This window comes from Planotetraspora sp. GP83 (assembly GCF_041262585.1).
Classification (GTDB): Bacteria; Actinomycetota; Actinomycetes; order Streptosporangiales; family Streptosporangiaceae; genus JAOEGB01.
This window is the reverse complement of the sequence record NZ_JBGCBZ010000001.1, coordinates 149,851-167,801: the sequence shown is the minus strand read 5'-3', so window position 1 is coordinate 167,801 and position 17,951 is coordinate 149,851. Positions and strand designations below refer to the sequence as shown.

The window sequence follows — 17,951 nt, the reverse complement described above, 5'->3', positions numbered from 1 at the left end:
GCTTGAGGAGCGCGGGGTGAGGGTGCTGGATGCGCCGTTCCACGCCGAGGGCGCGATCGCGACCGCGGGCGGATGCCTGGCCTCGGTGTATCTGGCGGCATGGGCGCTGAGGCGTACGGTCGGCGAGACGGCCGCCCGGGCTGCGATCGACTACGCGGCTCCCGTGGGTGAGAAACAGGAGGTCGTACGACGGGTCATAGCCACCGCGCTGACCGGGTTGTCCGCCTCAGCGCGTCCGGCCGAGCGAGGGGATCGGCGCGTCACGGAGCTGCCTGCGTGAGCTGACGCCGAGCTTGGCAAAGATCTTGCGCAGGTGCCATTCGACGGTGCGAGCGCTGATGTACAGCTCAGCGCCGATCTCCATATTGGTACGGCCCGCCTTGGCCAGACGGGCGATGTGCTCCTCCTGCGGAGTGAGATCGTCGACGGTGTCGGCGGTACGTTTGCGGACCTTCTCGCCGGTGGCCAGCAGTTCGTGCCTGGCCCGTTCGGCGAAGCCGTCGGCGCCCATCTCGGTGAAGTCCGCGAACGCCTGCTTCAGCTGGGTGCGGGCGTCTGAGCGGCGGCGTTGGCGGCGCAGCCACTCGCCGTACAACAGCTGGGTCCTGGCCAGTTCGAACCTCAGCCGGGTCCGGGCGAGATACTCCACCGCCTGAGCGTAGAGCCGGTCGGCCTCCTCGCCGTCGCTGAGGAGAGCGCGTGAGCGAGCCTGCAGGCCGCGCGCCCATCCCAGCGTCGAGCCTGCGGTGTAGGCATCGAGACGATCGAGGGCCGTTTCGGCGATCGTGGTCGCGCCGCTGCGTACCGCGGCCTCGACCAGGTCGGGCAGCGCTAGCGCGGTGAACGGGCCGAGCTCGCCGGTCGCGGCGCGTCCGGCCGCTGCCGTGGCTTCGGCGTAGTGGCCGAGGCCCAGGTGGAGCAGGGCGGTGGCCCGGTCGGTGAAGTACAGGCCGAGACCTTCCCCGCGCGCGGTCGCCTCTTCGGCGGCTTCGGTGAGCAGCGGAAGCGCCTGGGCCGCGTGGCCTTGGTAGGCGAGCAGGAACAGATCCCCGTAGGAGGCCCTGAGCGTGCCGGTGGCCTGTTTGACCGTCGACTCCTCCAGGCCCAGCTCGCGGGCGAGCTCCACGTCTCCGCGCCACAGCGCGATGACCCGCCGTACGTTCAGTGCGTTGGCCAGCGGCGCGAGCGCGCCCGCCTCGCGGGCCAGTTCGACGTGCCGGGCGTTGGCGGCCTCCCAGCGGTCGTAGTCCCATAGCGACAGCGCCGCGTTGGCGACCAGCACGCCGCAGTGCAGCCACAGGGTGGGCGGCACCGTGTCGTTGAAGAACTCCGCGACCGCCTCGCGCAGCAGCGGATGCGCCGCGGCCGTCCCGTCGGTGATGAGCGCGGCCAAGCCGTCGAGCAGGTGGTCGGCGGCGCTCGCCGCGCCGGGTGCCGGGGGTGCGGTCCGGGCGGCGGCGGAGACGGCGGCCAGATCGCTGCCGGGCTGGGCCAGCGATCCGGCGACGAGGGCCGCTCCCCAGGCGTCGAGGAAGGTGTGCCGGGCGAGCCTGGTGTCCAGGGGTTCGAGCCGCCGAGCGGCGCGCAGCAGTGCGGCCGGAGCTTCCCGCCCGGAGCGGGCGGCGCGGTCGGTGAGGCCGCGCAGGAGGTCGATCCTGGCGCCTTGCAGGTCGTCGGTGGGCAGCGCTGCGGCTCTGGCGAGTAGGGCGAGCACTGAGGCGAAGTGGCCGGCGTCGAGGCTGGCCTGGGCTGCCGCCAGTGTGCGCTCCACCTGGAGCGCGGGCTCGATGGTCAGCTCGGCCGAACGCCGCAGCAGCGCCGCGCCCGCGGCGACCCCGCCGCGGGCGTTCGCGCCCTGTGCGGCGTCGGCGAGTTCGGTGGCGAGCCGGTCGTCGGGTCCCTCGCTGGCGGCGGCCAGGTGCCAGGCTCGGCGTTGCCGGTCGCCTGCGGCGTCCAGGGCGTCGGCGAGCGCGTGGTGGACGGCACGCCGGTCCTGGGTACGGCCTGCGGCGTAGGCGGCCGAGCGCATCAGCGGATGGCGGAAGCGTACGTTCCGGCCGATCTCGACGAGTTGCGCCTCCTCGGCCGCAACCGCCACCTGCGAGCCGAGACCAAGCCCTTGCGCGGCGCGCCAGAGCAGGCCGGCGTCGCCGGTGGGGTCGGCCGCGGCCAGCAGGAGCAGCCGCTGGGTGGCTTCGGGCAGGGCGCGGATGCGTCGCTCGTAGCGCTCCTGCAGGGCGCCGGCGCTGACCGCGGGGAGCGCGAAGCCGCCCAGGAGTTCGGCCCGGCCGCTGCGCGACAGCTCCAGCAGGGCCAAGGGGTTGCCGCGGGTCTCGGCCACGATCCGGTCGAGCACCTGGGCGTCGAGTCGGCCCGGATTCGTCGCGGCCAGCAGTTCGCGGGCGTCCGCGTCCTCAAGTCCCTCAACGGCCAAGGTCGGCAGACCGGCCAGCAGGTTGTCCGGGAACGGCTCGCGAACGGCGAAGATCAGCAGTACCGATTCGCCGAGCAGGCGGCGGGCGACGAATCCGAGCACCTGCCTGGTGGGCGCATCGAGCCACTGGGCGTCGTCGATGAGGCAGACGAGCGGCTGCTCGCTGGCCGCTTCGGCGAGCAGGCTGAGCACCGCCAGACCCAGGATGAGCTTGCCGGGCGGGGCTCCGGCCTCGTGCCCGAACGTCACGTTCAGCGCGTGCCGCTGGGGTTCGGGGAGCGCGCCGGCCGAGGCGAGCATCGGGGCGCAGAGCTGGTGGAGGGCCGCGAAGGGCAGCTCCAGCTCCGATTCGACGCCGGTCACCCGGGCGATCCGGCACCCGGTGGCCTGGCTTTCAAGGTAGTGCAGCAGCGTGGTCTTGCCCGTCCCGGCCTCGCCACGCAGCACGAGCGTCGCGCTTTCGCCACCCCTGATGTGCCGCAGCGCCTGGTCCAGGAGGTCACGCTCGCGTTGGCGTCCTCGCAGGGTCGGCGCTGCTGCCACATCGCGATTCTAGTGCTCACTTGGGCAGGTCGTCGCCGTGGTGTTCGGCGACCATGTAGGCCGCGTACCACTGCGGCCAGTTCTCGTCTAACGCGCCGCCGTTGCGGGCCTCGTGCTCGCCGTGCGCAGCGGCGGCCCTCCTGAGTGCGCCGGCCAGGTCGCTCACCGAGGCGTACTCGGTGGCGGCGCCCTCGACACGGCTGGGGAGCCGGTGCGTGACCTCCTGGAGCAGGTAGGCGTTGCCGTCCGGATCACGGAAGGTGGCGAAGGAGCCGTAGCTGGCGTGCTCGGGCGCCGGTCCGTCGGCCTGGCCGTCGGGGATCTGGCCGAACTGCGCGCCCGGGGCGTCCGGGTGGAAGACGTCGCTGACGTCGGCGCCGAGGGCCACGAGTTGCTCGCGTGCGGCGGCGATGTCGGAGACGACCAGGTAGACGCCTTCGGCGGTGCCAGGTCGCTGGGTGGTGATCCGGGTGCCGAACTGGATGGATGCCGGTGACCCCGGCGGGGTCACCTGGACGACGCGGAAGCCGTTGTCGAAGGCGAAGTCGGCGTCCAGGCGCCAGCCCAGGTCCTGGTAGAACTTCTTGGAGCGATCGACGTCGGCGACGGGGATCACGACGGCTTCGAGTTTCAGGTCCGTCTGCTTCATGGTGGTCACCTTCTGGTTTCGGCGGGCTGGTGGCGGTCCCACCAGTCCAGGACGAGGGAGGCGTAGGCCTTCGGGGCTTCCTCCCAGGCGAAGTGCCCGGCCTCGACGACGTCGAGCGTGCTGTTGGGCAGCCGGGCGGCGAGGTAGTCGCCGTGGGCGCGCGGGACGACCAGGTCCCGCTCGGGGGCGATAATCCGGACCGGTGTCCGAATCGCCGGGAGCAACGGTTCGAGCGCGTCGAGCTCGGCCGGGTAGGTGCGGACGTAGCGCATCGACTCGGCGAACCGGAGCCGGCATAGGAGGCGACATAGTCCGTCGCCACGTGCCGCCCGAGCGGCGTGGCCGGGAGGATGTTGTTGAGGGTCATCTGCATGACCTGGTCGGCGTTCTGCTCATACCAGCTGATGTCGGGCTGTGACACCCAGCTCGCGAGCGGCTCGCCGAGGACGAGCCGCGCTGATGCGGCTCCGCCGCCGATGACGAGGCTGTCAAAGCGGTCCGGCTGGCTGGCTGCCGCGAACAGGGCGGCGCTGGTGCCCACGTCCGGGCCGACGACGTGCACCCGGTCCAGCCCCAGCGCGTCCAGAAGCCGGATCAGGAACGCGCCGGTGGCGCGCGGGGTGAGCACGTCCGGGCGGCCTTGCGAGCGTCCGAAGCCGGGCAGGTCGACGGCGATCACGTGGGCACCGGCCGTTAGCTCCGCCCACATCGGCTCGAACGCGTACAAACTCTCGGGCCAAGGGCTAAGCAGCAGCGCGTGCGGGCCGCGTGGCTCACTGTCGGCGTAACGGATGGTGAGCCCGTCCACGATGACGGTCGTGGGACTGATCGGCGAGGTGGTCATGGTCGCCCTCCTTCGGCGGGAACATCCCCAGCCTCCTGCGGCGGCGGTCCCCTCGCACCAGGGACAGTCCCTGGCCCCGGCACCGGGGTGAAGGCCCGTGGGCGGCACGGGTGCGGCGCCACAGCAGGTGCGGCATGGTCGAAGAACAAGACGGCGACCGGAAGGGTGCGCGGACATGAGCGAGACCAGCCAATGCGATGTCGTGGTGATCGGCCTGGGCCCCGGCGGTGAGCAAGTGGCCGGGAGCCTGGCCAAAGGCCGGACTGTCGGTGGTGGGCGTGGAGGAGCGCCTGGTCGGCGGCGAATGCCCGTATTACGGGTGCGTGCCCACCAAGATGATGATCGCCGCGGCCGACAGGCTGCGCGCGGCCCGGCTCGTCGAAGGCCACGCCGGAACGGCGACCGTGGTCCCGGACTGGAAGCCGGTCGCCAACCGCATCCGCGAGGAGGCCAACGACGACTGGAACGACCAGGTCGCCGTCGACCGGCTGGTCGAGGCCGGCGGCGTCTTCGCGCGCGGACGCGGCCGGATCACCGCGCCCAGCATGGTCACCGTCACCGGCCCCGACGATCGCAGACCTCCTACACCGCCCGGCGAGGCATCGTGCTCAACACCGGGACCTCCCCCGCCGCGCCGCCGATCCCCGGCCTGGCCGACACCCCGTACTGGACCAACCGGGACATCGTCCGGCTGACCGAGCTGCCGGCCTCGCTGGCGGTGCTCGGCGGCGGCGCGATCGGCTGCGAGATCGCGCAGGCGTTGGCCGCCTTCGGCGTCGAGGTGAGCGTGATCGAGGCCGCCGACCGGCTACTGGCGGTCGAGGAACCGGAGGCCTCGGCGGCCGTGGCGAAGGCATTTCGCCGCTGAGGGCGTCGTGGTGCGTACGGCGGCGCGGGCCGAGCGCGTCGAGCACGACGGCGACGGGTTCCGGATCGGCCTGGCCGACGGCGTGCTCCAGGCCGAGCGGCTGCTGGTGGCGGCGGGCCGGCGCACCAACCTGGCCGATCTCGGCCTGGAACACCCCGGGCTGGATCCTCGGGCGCGGGTGCTGGATGCGGATGAGCGGATGCGGGTGGCCGAGGGCCTCTGGGCCATCGGCGGCAAGGGCGCCTTCACGCACATGTCGATGTACCAGGCCAACGTGGTCATCCGGGACCTCACCGGCGCCGACGGCCCGTGGGCCGACTACCGGGCCGTCGCTCGTGTCACCTTCATCGCCCCCGAGGTCGGCTCGGTCGGGCTGAGCGAGGCCGCGGCCCGCGAACGCGGCGTGAACGTCCGGACGGCGACCGGCGACCTGGGCCCCGCGGCTGGATCGCCGGGGAGAGCGGCCCGATCAAGCTGGTCGCGGACGCCGACCGAGGGACACTGGTGGGCGGCACCGTGGTCGGCAGCTCGGGCGGTGAGGTGCTCGCCGCGCTGGTGACGGCGATCCACGCGCAGGTCCCGATCCGGACACTGGCCGAGATGCATTCGCGTACCCGACCTTCCATCGCGCGCTCCAGCCCGTCCTGCGCGCCCTCCTGTGAACCGCGCGGCGGCGCGCGCCTGGCCAAGCCGGACCTGAGGTGGTCCAGGCGCGGGTGCGGGGCCGGGGAGAAGGGCGTTCGCCCGCAGTGGCAGAGGTGGGCGTCGGTGGAGGCTGCCGTCGACGGCCACATGCTATGCCAGACCAGTACGGCGAGCTTGAAAGTCGGTCCACCCGTACGCCCGCCAGCGGGGGTTCAGGCTTGCACGTGATCAGCGGTGTCGTTGGCCCACGCGGGCAGGCTCGGCCACCACTCGTTAGGCCCGGCATGGAACCTGGAGCCCGTGCTCCAGTCAATCAGGGTCACGCCGTACAACGGCCAGCCAGACCAGGTCCGCAGTGAAGAGACCTTGTTCGCCATGTAGGCGGGGAGCTCTATATCTGCCCCCAACGACCACTCGAAGCAGTCGCCCTGGTAGTTGTTGTTGGTGAACATCTGTCCCCAGCCCTCCTGTCCGTAGTGGGTGCAGTTGCCCTGCGCGCTGGCGCTGGGGGCGGTGGCCAGCAGGGTAGCCGCGGTGGCCACGGCGGCCAGCGCGACGGTGACGATTTTGCGAAGGGGACGGGAAGCGGTCGTGACGGCGGCGGTCTGCGTGTCTGCGGTGGGGGTGGCCTTGGTGGACATCTCTGCTCCTTGGGGTGGCCGCCGGGCTCGCTGGTCCGAGTGCCTGGGGGATGATGTCTTCACGATCGCGCGCGGCCGCCGCCTCTCGCGCCCGTGACAGTCCCTGGTCCTACCCTGGCCCCCTACTGGGGGCGCGGGTTCAGGCGGTCGCCGGTTCGACGGCCCGCAGCGCCCGCGCCAGCTCCTTGCGCGAGGTGATGGCCAGCTTGGTGAAGACCTTGCGCAGGTGCCATTCGACGGTGCGGTGGCTCAGGAACACCCGCGCGGCGATCTCCGGGTTGGTGTGCCCGTCGCAGGCCAGCCGCGCGATCTGCGCCTCCTGCGGGGTGAGCTCCACGCCAGGGTCGCCCGTTCGCTTCTGACGGCGCTCGCCACGCTCGCCGAGCTGGCCAGCCCGCAAGGACCCAGCGCCGCACGCTCGCGACCCGGCCGTGACGAAACCGCCGTGACGGAACCCTCCCCCGAGCCTGTGCCGGAGGCCGTCGACGCCGACCGCACGGCGGCCGCGTCCGGACCGGCGGGCACGGCGGGCACGGCGGGCACGGCCAGGGCCAAGGCGCGGCCGTGTCACGGCGAAGATCGCGGCGAAACCGACGTGACGAAACCCTGGACCTCCGACCGTGACCCGGTACGCCGCCGCCGCTGGTACACCGATGAGGAGTTCGCCGCCGTCCAGGTCGTCAAGAGCGGCGACGTGGACGGCTCCTACTGGGTCATCGTCGCCGGGGAACTGCTCGGCACCGTCCAGCCGCACCTGTCGGCCCGGGGCACCCGCTCCGGCTGGGAAGCCCGCCGCCGCGGCGGCAGCCTCGCCTGGCACCTGGGCACCGGGGCCGGCGGCGGCAAACGCCCCGCCACCCGCGACAAGGCCGTCACCGACCTCATCTACGACGTCAAGCACGCCTGGGACAACCAGCGCCGGCAGCGCCGCCGCGCGTGACCACGAAAGGACCAGTAGCAGTGCCGGGGTTTCCGCGTCCTCGGAGGAGCTCGCCGAGCGCGTCGAAATCGGGCCGTCCGCGCGGAGCCGTACGGCAAACGAGCACCAGGACCACGCCGCCCCCGCTCCCCCCGGCGCTTCCATCCGCACGTACGGAAGACAAAAGGGGGCAGGACCCTGCCGACCCAGTTTCGCGACTTTTGCGACAGGTCTACGCGGACACGCGCGCGTGTTTGGGCGGGCCGATCGCCCGCCCGAGCCTCACAGGTCCATGGTGTCGGCGCCGTCGGAGGTCCTGAAGGTTCAGGTGGTCTTCTCCATGGTGAAGCTGCCCTTGCCGATGATGAGGCGCTTTCGGCCGCCGCCGGTGCTGTCGCCCCCGACGAAGTAACTGCCCTTGTAGGAGGGCCGAACTACCGAGGTGAATTTGACCTTGTCGCCGGGGTCCCAGTAGTCCTGGAACAGGTAGTACCCGTAGTCGCTGCCGGTGTCGGTGTAGAGCACGGTGATGCTCTTGCTCTTCAACTCGTCCTGATTGCCGACCCAGGGAACCCACATGGAGCCGGTCCAGCGGCTGTTGGGTTGGATCGTGAACCATTGCCCGGATTCGTTGTTGGCGATCTGCACCTGCACCTGGAGGGTGTTCACGATCTCCCGGATGTCGGTGACCGCCGCCCTGGCCGCCTTGACCTGGACGTTGTCCAGGTTGTGTGGGGAGTGGGATGTGGCGGCAGCTGGCGGGGCGGTGGAAAGCGCCGCTGCGGTGAGCAAGACGGCGGCGGTGAGAAGCGGGCGCAAGGACGGCATGGTGATGCCTTTCGTGGGTCTGTGGCTCTGAATGCAGGTGCTGGTCGTACGGGGACGGTGCCACTGCGCGGCCCGGCTCGAAGGAGGCCGCCCGCCGCTGGCGTGCAGCGGGTCGGCGCAGGCGGGGGCGGTGAGGCCGGGAGCAGGCCTGGCGAATCCCGCGGGACTAGTTGATGCTCTCCAGGTAGGGCGAGCCGTCGGGCCGAATCGTCAGGCGTTTCCTGCCGCCTCCGGTGTTGCTGCCGGGCACGGGGACGCTGTCGCGGTAGCTGTGGTTCTTACTGAACTTGATCTGGTTGCTGCCGTTCCAGTAGTCCTGGAAAATCCAGTAGGGAACGGTGAGGCCCAGGTTGACATCGATGCTCTTGTCCATCTCGTTCTCATTACCGACCCAGGGAATCCACATCGAATCGGTGGTCCGGCTGTTGGGGTCGAGGGTCTTCTGGGCGAACACCTGGCTGCCTTCGCCCTTGTGGACGGTTAGGTACTGACTCGTCTGGTTCACCACCTCCCGAATGTCGGTGACCGCCGCCTTGGCTGCTCTGGCCGGATGGCCGTGGGGCGAGGCAGGCGCGGCCGCAGCTGGGGCCAGCGGGGCAGTCAGGCAGGCGGCCAGAGAGACGGCCAGGACGGTCGGGCTTGTGGGCTTGGCGAAGCGACGCACAGGACTCCTTGATGCGAGACGACACCTGGGGGCGGTCTATCCAGAGTCACTGTCGCCTGACGTCTCACGATGAACATCTATCTCCAGAGTGATCGATAGGTAACTTTCTGTAGCCAGTCCTGGATGGGGCGCTTCACGGCTCTGCGGGATGCGGGGGTTGAGGAACATCGGAACGAAAACCGGCGCTAAGCGCTGTCGGGGCTTTCGGGCGCTTTGACCTGGGTCTTGTGGTGTTCCTCAACCCCCGGTACCCGCCCCGGTAAGGCGGCGCCCGGGACTGCGGCTATCGGCCCCGGACGCCACGCGACAGCATCACACGCCCGCCCCGGGTCACAGCCCGGCAGGCGGGGCGTTCCCCTTCCCCCGGGTTTTCGGTGCTCCTACGCGCGTACACGCGCGCGTAGGAGGCTCTCGAAACTCGCGAAACTCCCCCTGGAACCCGACCGCACACGGCCAGACCCAAACACCAACCAAACCCATGATCAACAGCAGAGCAAGTTAGGCCCTGGAAGACAATCTCCGCCGTCTGCTCGTCCCGCTCTCGGGGCAGACCGGCCCCGACCGCGAGCCGCATCGTGTCGGCGAAGGCCCGCCTTTCACGGCCCTGTAGGCTCACGACCGCGGGGTGGACCACGACGCCGAGCTGCGCCGCGACCCGCTGCAGGCAGTGGGTGCCGGTGTCGAGGGGTGCCGGTGTCGAGCACGGTCCGCGCGTGCGGGGGCGCCCAGTCCGGGGCGACCGCCTCGGTGAGCGCGGCCGCGTCCATCACGATGACGGCGGCCGGGCCCGCTCGGCGTGGGGCCGGCGCCGGACCTGGTCGGCATAGCGGGTGTCGTCGCGGTCCGGCCAGAACGTCGTAACGGTCCCCCCACAAATGGAGTGCCTGCTCCGTTTCGAGGATACGTCGTCAGCCCGGCAGCTCGAGCGTGACGATCGCGCCGCCGTCCGGGGCGTTGCCGAAGCGGAGCCGGGCGCCGATGACCCGAGCCTGGCCGACGGCGATGGTCAGGCCGAGGCCGTGCCCCCCGCCGCGTTCCGCCCTGCCGGTCCGGAAACGCCGGGGCCCGTCGGCTAGCAGCTCGCCGGGGAAGCCCGGGCCGTGGTCGCGGACCACGATCGTCCGGCCGCTCACGCCGATCTCCACCGGAGGCCCTCCGTGGCGGTGGGCGTTGACCACGAGGTTGGCGACGATCCGGTCCAGACGGCGCGGATCGGTCTCCGCCACGGGGTCGCCCACCACGCTCACCTCGGCGGTGAGACCCAGCCTGCGCAGCGACTCGGCCATCAGCCGGTCGAGCGGCACCGGGAGGCGCTCGGCCTCCTCGGCGCCGGCGTCGAGGCGGGAGACCTCCAGCAGGTCCTCGACCAGCGACCGCAGCACGCGGACGCGGTCACGGACCAGGTCCGTGGCCTCGCTCTCCGGCAGCAGCTCGGTGGCGGTGAGCAGCCCCATCAGCGGGGTGCGCAGGTCGTGCGCGATGTCGGCGGTGAAGCGCTGCTCGGCGAGCAGCCGGCGCTGCAGGTTCGCCGCCATCGAGTCCACGGCAGCGGAGATGTCGGCGATCTCGTCGCGTCCGCGCGCCTCGGTCCGGGCGTCCAGATCTCCGTCCGCGATGCGCCGCGCGGTGGCGGCCACGCGCCGGAGGCGGCGGTTCGGCAACTCGGCCGCCAGGACCGTCACCGGGAGGAGGACGCCGAGCGCGGCGAGCGCGGCGAGCACCATGTGGCGGTCGAGCGCCTCCAGGCTGCGCAGCTCCGAGCCCATCTCGATCCGTGCGACGAGCACCTGGTCGCCCACAGGTTCCGCCGCCCACATCCAGGGCTGGCCGGGCCGCTCCTCGACGTAGCAGGTGATCCGGGCGAACACGGGGAGGAGGGCGGCCGGCTCCGGACGCGCGGACGCGAGCCGCTGCCGCAGCTCCGCCGGCAGCTCGTCCGGCTCCTTGAGGGCGTCCGCGGGGGCCGTGCCCGTGCGCGCGTACTCCTGCTCGATCTGCGTGAGGGCCTGGAGCGCGTCGCCCTCGCCGAGGCGCATCGAACGGTCGAAGGTCGCCCGATGCACCAGCACCCCGACCACGGCCGTGACCGCGCAGCATCCGACAGCGACGAGGGCGGCGATCTTCCACCGCAACGAGGTCGGGTTCATGACCGGCGAAGCTTGTAGCCGAAGCCGCGGACCGTCTGGATCCGGTCGGCGCCGATCTTCTTGCGCAGCCGCTGGACGCAGAGATCGACCACGCGGGTGTCGCCGTCCCAGCCGTAGTCCCAGACGTCACGCAGCAACGTCTGGCGATCCAGGACGAGCCCGGGGTTGGCCGCGAACTCCAGCAGCAGCCGCAACTCCGTGGGCGCGAGCGCGACCGGCCGCCCCGCCCGCCACACCTCCAGGGCGGCGGTGTCGACCGTGAGGTCGCCGAAGGTGAGCGCGGATCCGACGGCCCCATCCTCCGGGGCGCCGGCGGCGGACGCCGTCTCCCGCGGGGTGAAGGCCGCCCGCCGCAGCAGGGAGCGGATCCTGGCCACCAGCACGGAGATCTCGACCGGCTTGACGACGTAGTCGTCCGCGCCCGCCTCCAGGCCCGACACCACGTCCACGGCGTCGCCCCGGGCCGACATCAGCAGGATCGGCATCAGGCTGGACTCCCTGACCTTGCGGCACAGGCCGATGCCGTCAAGGCCCGGCAGCATGACGTCTAGCAGCAGCAGGTCGTGTCCGCCGTCCTGGAAGGCCTCCAGGCCGCTCAGGCCGTCCCCGGCGGTCGACACGCGGTAGCCGTAGCGCCCCAGCGCCATCGTGACCGTCTTGAGGATGACGTCGTCGTCCTCCACCAGCAGCAGGGTGACGGGCGCGTCGGGGGTCGTCCTGTCCACTACCGCGCGGCTCCTCGCCGGGCGGATTCACCGCTGGTGTCCACGTTGTACTGTACGTCGGCGGCGCGCGTGCTCATCGCACCGGCACGCCTGCCGTCCGGCCGGCCGCGACCAGCCGGGGCACGGCCGCACGCACCGCCGTGATCAGCCTGTCGCTCGCGTCGAGCGCCGCCTGCTTCGCCGCCTCCGGGGCGGCGCCGACCCTCTGGGACAGGACGACGCCGAGGACGAGACGCGCCCCGTCGCCCGATCCGACCGTGACGGCCCACATCAGGCTGCCGCCGGCCCGCGTGCCGGATCCGGTCTTGATGCCGATCACCCCGTTCCTGCCCAGCAGCGTATTGGTGTTGCGGATCACGCGCGGATCGCCGGGAAGGGACGTCCGCGTGGTGGCGACGATCCGCCGGAACACCTCGTTCCGCATCGCCTCGCCGGCCAGCTTCACCTGGTCGGACGCCGTGCTCACCGTGGAGTCCTCGTAGCCGCTGGCGCCGGTGTAGACGGTGTCGGCCATGCCGAGGACGCGGGCGGCGGCGTTCATCTTCCGCACGAACCCCTCCTGCGTCCCGGCGTCCCATCGGGCCAGCAGCCGGGCCACGTTGTTGCCGGACGGGATCATCATCAGCTCCAGCAGCCGCCGCAGGGACAGCCGCTGTCCCTCTCTCACCGGGACGGTGGACTCCGTCGCCGACAGCGACTCGGCTGCGGCCGTCCCGTCGACCTCGATGAGCGGGCCCTCCTCGCCGTCCCTGAGCGGATGGCCCCGCAGCAGGACGTAGGCCGTCATCACCTTGGTCACGCTCGCGATGGGCACCGGCGTCATCGAGCCGCTGGATCCGAGGACGCCCTCGCCGGCCACCTCGACCACGGCCTGCCCGTCGGCGGGCCACGGCAGCGCGATGCCGGTGACGTGTCGCGGCGCGGGCACGCGGTCCCCGCTGGACGGGCCGAGGCAGCCGGCCACACCGGCGGCGACCACGAGGGCGAGGTAGGCGAGGACGGCCCGCGGCAACGGGCGGACGCGGTCGCGGCGGGCGGAACGCATGATTGGGCACCTCCATGACGGACTTGTCCGCGCCTTCACCAGGGCGCGTGCCCATCACCATGCGATGCGCGGATGTCGGCCCCGCCGAGGCGACGCATCCGCCACGGCTCAACCGCGCATCAGTCCGCGCTCCTCCACGTCACGGCGGCTGTTGGGGTGTCGGTAAGACTGGTGTCACCAGGTACACGCGATTGAGTTCGCTCAGCTCAGCGACGGCTTCACAAGAGCCGTGGAGGGACTTTCCCTGATCGTCGGGCGTGGGTGATCGTGCGCGGCCAGTATTGATCCGGATTCGTGAGGGTTGCGGGGGCCGCTCGGCTGCCCGTTTCGTGAGAGGTCCGGATGCCGCGTGGCTCATGTGCTGGACGAGGACGAGCTCGTCGGGAACTGGACGCTGGTCGGGGACGAGCTGGAGCAACTGTCGGGCCGGCGGGGTGCGACGAAACTCGGGTTCGCGTTGTTGCTGCGCTTCTACGCGGTGCACGGCAGGTTCCCGGCGGGCCGTGCCGAGATCCCCGACCAGGCCGTCGCCTACGTCGCCCGCCTGGTTGACGTTGCAGCGTCTGAGCTGGGGTTGTATGAGTGGATGGCCGGACGATCAAGGCGCATCGCACGGACATCCGCAAGTATTTCGGGTTCCGTGAGTGCTCGGTTGCCGACGCTGACAAGGCCGGGGACTGGCTGGCCGTCAGGGTGTGTGAGAAGGAGCGGCAGGTCGACCGGGTCCGCGCCGAGCTACTGGCGCACCTGCGGGAGGGGCGGATTGAGCCGCCGACCCGGGACCGCGTCCGCCGGATCATCGGGACGGCGCTGCGGCAGGCCGAGCAGACCCAGACCGCCCGGATCGTCGGCCGTGTCCCGGCCGAGTCGATCCAGCGGCTGCTCGCGCTGATCGCCAAGAGCGCCGATCCCGGCGACGACGCCGAGGGCCAGGACGAGGACGATGGCGCGCTGTTCGGCGCCGCGGAGGCGGCCGGGGTCGATGTTTTCGCGGTGATCCGGGAAGAGCCAGGTAACGTGAGCGTGAAGACGATCGAGCAGGAGGTGTTCAAACTGACCGCGATCCGCGCGGTCGGGCTGCCGGACGACCTGTTCGCCGACGTCGCGCCGAAGGTGCGGGCGGCCTGGCGGGCCAGGGTGGCGGCCGAGGCCCCCTCGCACCTGCGGTCGCACCCGCACGACATCAAGGTGACGCTGCTGGCTGCCTACTCGTACTGCCGGGCCCGGGAGATCACCGACACCCTGGTCGACCTGCTCATCTCCACGGTACAGCGGATCAACGCTCGCGCCGACACCAAGGTCACCGAGGAGTTCGTGGCGGAGCTGAAGCGGGTGTCGGGCAAGGAGAACATCCTGTTCAAGATGACCGAGGCCGCGCTGGAGTCGCCCGAGTCACGGGTCGAGGACGTCATCTACCCGGCAGTGCCGGGCGGCTACAAGACGCTGATCAACCTGCTGCACGAGTACAAGGCCAAGGGCACTTCCTGCCGGCAGCACAAGCAGCGGGTGTTCAAGGCCTCCTACACCAATCACTACCGGACCGCCTGATCCAGATCATTGAGGTCCTGGAGTTCGGGTCGACCATCACCGTGCACGCGCCGATGATGCAGGCCCTTGCGCTGATCAAGCGGTACAAGGCCGATGTCTCCAACCGGGTCAAGTGCTACGCGCTCGGTGAGAACGTCCCGGTGGAGGGGATCGTCCCGGCTGAGCTGGTGGAGCTGATGTACCGGGCCGACAGCAAACGCCGTCAGCGGATCTTGCGCAGCGTGTACGAGTGCGGCGTCTTCCAGACGCTGCGGGAGAAGCTGCGCTGCAAGGAGATCTGGGTGGTGGGCGCGACCGGTGGCGCAACCCGGACGACGACCTGCCCACCGACTTCGAGGCCAACCGCGCGGAGAACTACGCCAAGCTCCGCAAGCCGCTGGACCCGCAAGTGTTCATCGACCAGCTCCGCTCGGAGATGGACGCCGAGCTGTCGGCGCTGAACGACGCCCTCGGCGGCAAGGGCCTGGCCTGGTTGAAGATCGCCGAACGGCGCGGCGCCGGGGCGATCCAGCTGACCCCGCTGGATGCCGCGCCCGACCTCCCGACGGCGTGATCTCGGCTCTAGCGAGTTGGCGGCGTGGGCCCAACTGATGGAGGCGGTGGTGGCCGGGCGCCGCCCCGACCGGCCGGTACCGCCGATGGCCGGTACCGCCGCGATCGGGGCGGTTGTGCATCTGCTGGCCACCGCCATCGAGGAGGTCCGGGGCCTGTCCTCGATGAGCGGCGTGCTGGCCGGCGCCGCCTATCGTTTGCTGCTGGCCTGGCGGCGAGGCCCCGGCCCGCGGCTAGCGCAGATGCCGGGCGAAGAACCCGGCCGCGTCCTCCCCTGCGAACTGCGGGACACCGGTGTGCCCGCCCATGTTGGCGTGCAGCGTTTTCTCCTTGGAGCCAAAGGCGTCGAACAGGTCCAGGGCCGCCTGTCGGTCGTTCCCTTCGTCATCCCACTGCAGCAGGACATGCAGCGGAATGGTGACCTGTCGGGCCTCCTCGAACATGGTGCGAGGCACGAAACTCCCGGCGAAGAAGCCGGCGGCCACGATGCGCGGCTCGACCACCGCAAGCCGGATGCCGATGGAGATCACTCCCCCCGAGTACCCGACCGGGCCGCCGATCTCGGGCAGCGAAAGGAGGGCGTCCAGGGCGGCCTGCGATTCCGGGACCGCCTTGTCGACGAGCGGGAGGATGAGGGCGTCGATGATCTCGTCGCTGACCGGCTCGCCGGCCTCCATCACCCTGCGCAGGTCGGCGCGGGCCTGCTCGGCGGCGGCCCAACGGGGCCGGTCACCGCTCCCGGGGAGCTCGATGGTGGCCGCAGCGAAGCCCTCCGCCACAGAGTGCCGGGCCCGCGCCACCAGCCGGGGGTACATCTTGTGCAGTCCGAGCGGGGGGTGGCCGAGCAGGATCAGCGGGACCGGTGCGGATGCGGATGCGGATGCGGGCGTCCACAGGATGCCGGGGATCTCGCCGAGGGTGAATTCGCGTTCGAGGACGCCGTCATCGAGGCGCTGTTCAGAAGTGAATCGCATGGTCGTGCCTTTCGGGAGTGCTCTTGAACGGCGCTCCCGGACGACCTATCGCCCGACCGTGACCCAGAGGGGAGCACCCATGTCGATACGTTCATGGGTACCACCTCCTCGTTCTCTCACACGGCCACCGGAAATCTAGCAGTGGTCACCATGGTCCGCCAACAGGTTTTTGAGCGGTCATGGTTCCTCTCTCGGACCTTCTTCTGATATTAGTCAATATCAGAAGACAAACCTAGACCCTGCTTCTGATATTGCGGGGGATTGGTATGATTAGGGCGGCAGAAGAGCTTCTGATATCACGAGGGGGTCCGGTGGCGGGACGGCGCACCGGTGTGCCCGCGGTCTTCGCGGAGGTCTACGCCAGCTACGCAGCCGTGCTCGACCGCGCCCCCCTGGACGCCGACACCCGACGCGCCTACGACTCGCGCGTCCGCGGATTCCTCGCCTGGCTGGACACCGGTGACCCCGACGGCGATCCCCTCGGTGACGGCCATGGCCGCGACTTCGCCGTCCGCGACTACAAGACCCACCTCAAGACTGTGCTCGGCCGGGCCGACAACACCGTCAACGCGCACATCACCGCGCTCGACCACTTCTACGAGCACCTCGGGCTCGGCCCAGTGAAGATCCGCCGCGACGCCGCCCCCAAGCTCGCCCCCCGCTCCCTGACCGCCCGCGAACAGAAACGGTTCCTTCGCGCGGTCGAACCCCGCCCCCTCGCACGCGACCGGGCCATCGGCCGGCTGCTGTTCTACTCCGGCGTACGCGTCGCCGAGCTCGTCGACCTAGACGTCGAGGACGTGCCGATCTCCGCCCGCAAGGGCAAGGTCAAAGTCGGCTCCGGTAAGGGCATGGTCTCCCGTACGATCCCGCTGCTCGATGCCACCGCCCGCGACGCCGTCCGGGACTGGAAACGCCAGCGCGCGGACTGGCCCGGCGCCGACACCCCGGCGCTGTTCCTCAACCGCCGCGGCGGCCGCCTGACCGCCCGCGCCGTCGACCAGCTCATCGACGAGATCGCCCTCGACGCCGACCTGGTCGACGAGGACGGTGAGCCGTTCGTCTCCGCGCACACCCTGCGGCACACCTTCGCCACCAACCTGCTGCGCAGTGGCGTCGACATCGTCGTGGTCGCCGAATTGCTCGGACACGCCCGACTCGACACCACCCGCCGATACACGCTGCCCACCCACGCCGACCTCGAAGAGGCCGTCGGGCACCTGCCCACCGATCAATAAGGTCCCGCTGAGCTGGGCGAACTCAATCGCGTGTACCTGGTGACACCAGTCTTACCGACACCCCTAGACGCGGTCGTACCGCATCACCACCACCTGCGAATCGCAGGTACGCGACTCGGCCAGCCGCAGGCCCAGCCGCTCGTCGCGCGGGACGAACAGCGGCCGGCCACCGCCCAGCGCGACCGGGTGCACCGCGATGTGATACTCGTCGATCAGGCCGTGGTCGGTGAGCGCGGCGGCCAGGCTGGAGCCGCCGGTGAGCAGCAGGTCCTTGCCGTCCTGTCGCTTGAGCCCGGCGACCTGCTCAGCGAGGTCGTCGCCGATGATCCGGGTGGCCCAGTCGGTCTCCTTCAGTGTCCTCGAGAAGACGATCTTCGGCGTGTCGCGCCAGCGAGGAGCGAACTTCAGGACGTGCGGGTGGTCCGACATCGACTCGGCATTCGGCCAGAAGGCCACCATGCCTTCCCAGACGCCGCGCCCGTACAGGAAGGTGTCGGAACGGTCGCCCAGCGCCTCGGAGTACGCCGACAGTTCCTCGCCCATAACGGGCCAGTCGAACTCGCCGTTCGGGCCGTCGATGTGGCCGTCGATCGAGGTGTGCACCCAGAAGATGATCTTACGCATGTCCGGCTCCTGTTCTCTTTGCTTTCGCAGGTGGGTCGAAGCCGTGGCGACGTTCTCTACATC

19 protein-coding genes and 2 pseudogenes are annotated in these 17,951 nt (G+C 70.8%); 8 read left to right on the top strand and 13 right to left on the bottom strand.

What is annotated here, in order from left to right:
- Window positions 1–16 precede the first annotated feature (16 nt).
- Window positions 17–280, top strand: coding sequence for a hypothetical protein (locus ABH927_RS00815; RefSeq protein WP_370017450.1), 264 nt, complete (start codon window positions 17–19; stop codon window positions 278–280).
- Here ABH927_RS00815 and ABH927_RS00810 read toward each other — a convergent pair.
- The 4 genes and pseudogenes from ABH927_RS00810 to ABH927_RS00795 all read right to left on the bottom strand — a co-directional run.
- Window positions 227–2,977, bottom strand: coding sequence for an AAA family ATPase (locus ABH927_RS00810; RefSeq protein WP_370017449.1), 2,751 nt, complete (start codon window positions 2,975–2,977; stop codon window positions 227–229). The two genes, ABH927_RS00815 and ABH927_RS00810, sit on opposite strands and share 54 nt — an antisense overlap.
- A gap of 16 nt (window positions 2,978–2,993) precedes the next feature.
- A complete protein-coding gene (locus tag ABH927_RS00805) occupies window positions 2,994–3,626 on the bottom strand; it encodes a VOC family protein (protein ID WP_370017448.1) in 633 nt (210 codons plus the stop codon).
- Between the two features lie 5 nt (window positions 3,627–3,631).
- On the bottom strand, window positions 3,632–3,898 hold the full coding sequence (locus ABH927_RS00800) for an alpha/beta fold hydrolase (RefSeq protein WP_370017447.1): 267 nt from the start codon (window positions 3,896–3,898) through the stop codon (window positions 3,632–3,634).
- A gap of 206 nt (window positions 3,899–4,104) precedes the next feature.
- Window positions 4,105–4,470: pseudogene (locus tag ABH927_RS00795) on the bottom strand (alpha/beta fold hydrolase); the annotation flags it as partial.
- 175 nt (window positions 4,471–4,645) lie between these two features.
- Between ABH927_RS00795 and ABH927_RS00790 the strand changes: the two are divergent.
- Genes ABH927_RS00790 through ABH927_RS00780 form a run of 3 tightly spaced genes read left to right on the top strand, consistent with a single transcriptional unit; the run spans window position 4,646 to window position 6,211 of the window.
- Window positions 4,646–5,338: an FAD-dependent oxidoreductase gene (locus ABH927_RS00790; protein ID WP_370017446.1), complete on the top strand. Its 693-nt coding sequence runs from the start codon at window positions 4,646–4,648 to the stop codon at window positions 5,336–5,338.
- Between the two features lie 7 nt (window positions 5,339–5,345).
- Window positions 5,346–5,897, top strand: coding sequence for a hypothetical protein (locus ABH927_RS00785; RefSeq protein ID WP_370017445.1), 552 nt, complete (start codon window positions 5,346–5,348; stop codon window positions 5,895–5,897).
- Window positions 5,843–6,211 carry a hypothetical protein gene (locus ABH927_RS00780; protein ID WP_370017444.1) on the top strand — a complete coding sequence of 123 codons (369 nt, stop codon included), beginning with the start codon at window positions 5,843–5,845 and terminating at the stop codon, window positions 6,209–6,211. The genes ABH927_RS00785 and ABH927_RS00780 overlap by 55 nt, the downstream gene beginning before the upstream one ends.
- Here the strand turns inward: ABH927_RS00780 and ABH927_RS00775 are convergent.
- Together ABH927_RS00775 and ABH927_RS00770 are read right to left on the bottom strand one after the other, a co-directional pair.
- Window positions 6,196–6,624 (bottom strand): hypothetical protein, encoded by a 429-nt coding sequence (locus ABH927_RS00775; protein WP_370017443.1) that lies wholly within the window; start codon window positions 6,622–6,624, stop codon window positions 6,196–6,198. The genes ABH927_RS00780 and ABH927_RS00775 overlap by 16 nt on opposite strands.
- Before the next feature lie 139 nt (window positions 6,625–6,763).
- The gene (locus tag ABH927_RS00770; protein WP_370017442.1) at window positions 6,764–7,024 is read right to left on the bottom strand and encodes a helix-turn-helix transcriptional regulator; all 261 of its coding nucleotides are present in this window, start codon (window positions 7,022–7,024) and stop codon (window positions 6,764–6,766) included.
- 45 nt (window positions 7,025–7,069) lie between these two features.
- On the opposite strand from ABH927_RS00770, the gene ABH927_RS00765 reads away from it, so the two are divergent.
- Window positions 7,070–7,564 carry a hypothetical protein gene (locus ABH927_RS00765; RefSeq protein ID WP_370017441.1) on the top strand — a complete coding sequence of 165 codons (495 nt, stop codon included), beginning with the start codon at window positions 7,070–7,072 and terminating at the stop codon, window positions 7,562–7,564.
- Window positions 7,565–7,867: 303 nt separating this feature from the next.
- Here ABH927_RS00765 and ABH927_RS00760 read toward each other — a convergent pair whose 3' ends face one another.
- From ABH927_RS00760 to ABH927_RS00740, 5 genes are all read right to left on the bottom strand, one after another.
- Window positions 7,868–8,362, bottom strand: coding sequence for a hypothetical protein (locus ABH927_RS00760; protein ID WP_370017440.1), 495 nt, complete (start codon window positions 8,360–8,362; stop codon window positions 7,868–7,870).
- A 175-nt stretch (window positions 8,363–8,537) separates the two neighbouring features.
- Complete coding sequence (locus tag ABH927_RS00755) at window positions 8,538–9,035, bottom strand: hypothetical protein (protein ID WP_370017439.1); 498 nt, start codon at window positions 9,033–9,035, stop codon at window positions 8,538–8,540.
- 908 nt (window positions 9,036–9,943) lie between these two features.
- Window positions 9,944–11,182: a sensor histidine kinase gene (locus ABH927_RS00750; RefSeq protein WP_370017438.1), complete on the bottom strand. Its 1,239-nt coding sequence runs from the start codon at window positions 11,180–11,182 to the stop codon at window positions 9,944–9,946.
- Window positions 11,179–11,907 (bottom strand): two-component system response regulator CseB, encoded by a 729-nt coding sequence (gene cseB / locus ABH927_RS00745; protein WP_370017437.1) that lies wholly within the window; start codon window positions 11,905–11,907, stop codon window positions 11,179–11,181. Before cseB ends, ABH927_RS00750 begins: the two co-directional genes overlap by 4 nt.
- Before the next feature lie 73 nt (window positions 11,908–11,980).
- Window positions 11,981–12,952, bottom strand: coding sequence for a D-alanyl-D-alanine carboxypeptidase family protein (locus ABH927_RS00740; RefSeq protein WP_370017436.1), 972 nt, complete (start codon window positions 12,950–12,952; stop codon window positions 11,981–11,983).
- A gap of 349 nt (window positions 12,953–13,301) precedes the next feature.
- Between ABH927_RS00740 and ABH927_RS00735 the strand changes: the two are divergent.
- Both ABH927_RS00735 and ABH927_RS00730 read left to right on the top strand, forming a co-directional pair.
- A pseudogene (locus ABH927_RS00735) lies at window positions 13,302–14,500 on the top strand (DUF4158 domain-containing protein).
- A gap of 229 nt (window positions 14,501–14,729) precedes the next feature.
- Window positions 14,730–15,053 (top strand): hypothetical protein, encoded by a 324-nt coding sequence (locus ABH927_RS00730; RefSeq protein ID WP_370017435.1) that lies wholly within the window; start codon window positions 14,730–14,732, stop codon window positions 15,051–15,053.
- A gap of 232 nt (window positions 15,054–15,285) precedes the next feature.
- Here the strand turns inward: ABH927_RS00730 and ABH927_RS00725 are convergent, their stop codons facing one another.
- Window positions 15,286–16,026 (bottom strand): alpha/beta hydrolase, encoded by a 741-nt coding sequence (locus ABH927_RS00725; RefSeq protein ID WP_370017434.1) that lies wholly within the window; start codon window positions 16,024–16,026, stop codon window positions 15,286–15,288.
- Between the two features lie 311 nt (window positions 16,027–16,337).
- Here ABH927_RS00725 and ABH927_RS00720 point away from each other — a divergent pair, with 311 nt between their 5' ends.
- Window positions 16,338–17,264, top strand: a complete 927-nt coding sequence (locus tag ABH927_RS00720) for a tyrosine-type recombinase/integrase (RefSeq protein ID WP_370017433.1) — start codon at window positions 16,338–16,340, stop codon at window positions 17,262–17,264.
- Window positions 17,265–17,327: 63 nt separating this feature from the next.
- Here ABH927_RS00720 and ABH927_RS00715 read toward each other — a convergent pair whose 3' ends face one another.
- Complete coding sequence (locus tag ABH927_RS00715) at window positions 17,328–17,888, bottom strand: dihydrofolate reductase family protein (protein ID WP_370017432.1); 561 nt, start codon at window positions 17,886–17,888, stop codon at window positions 17,328–17,330.
- Between the last annotated feature and the right edge of the window lie 63 nt (window positions 17,889–17,951).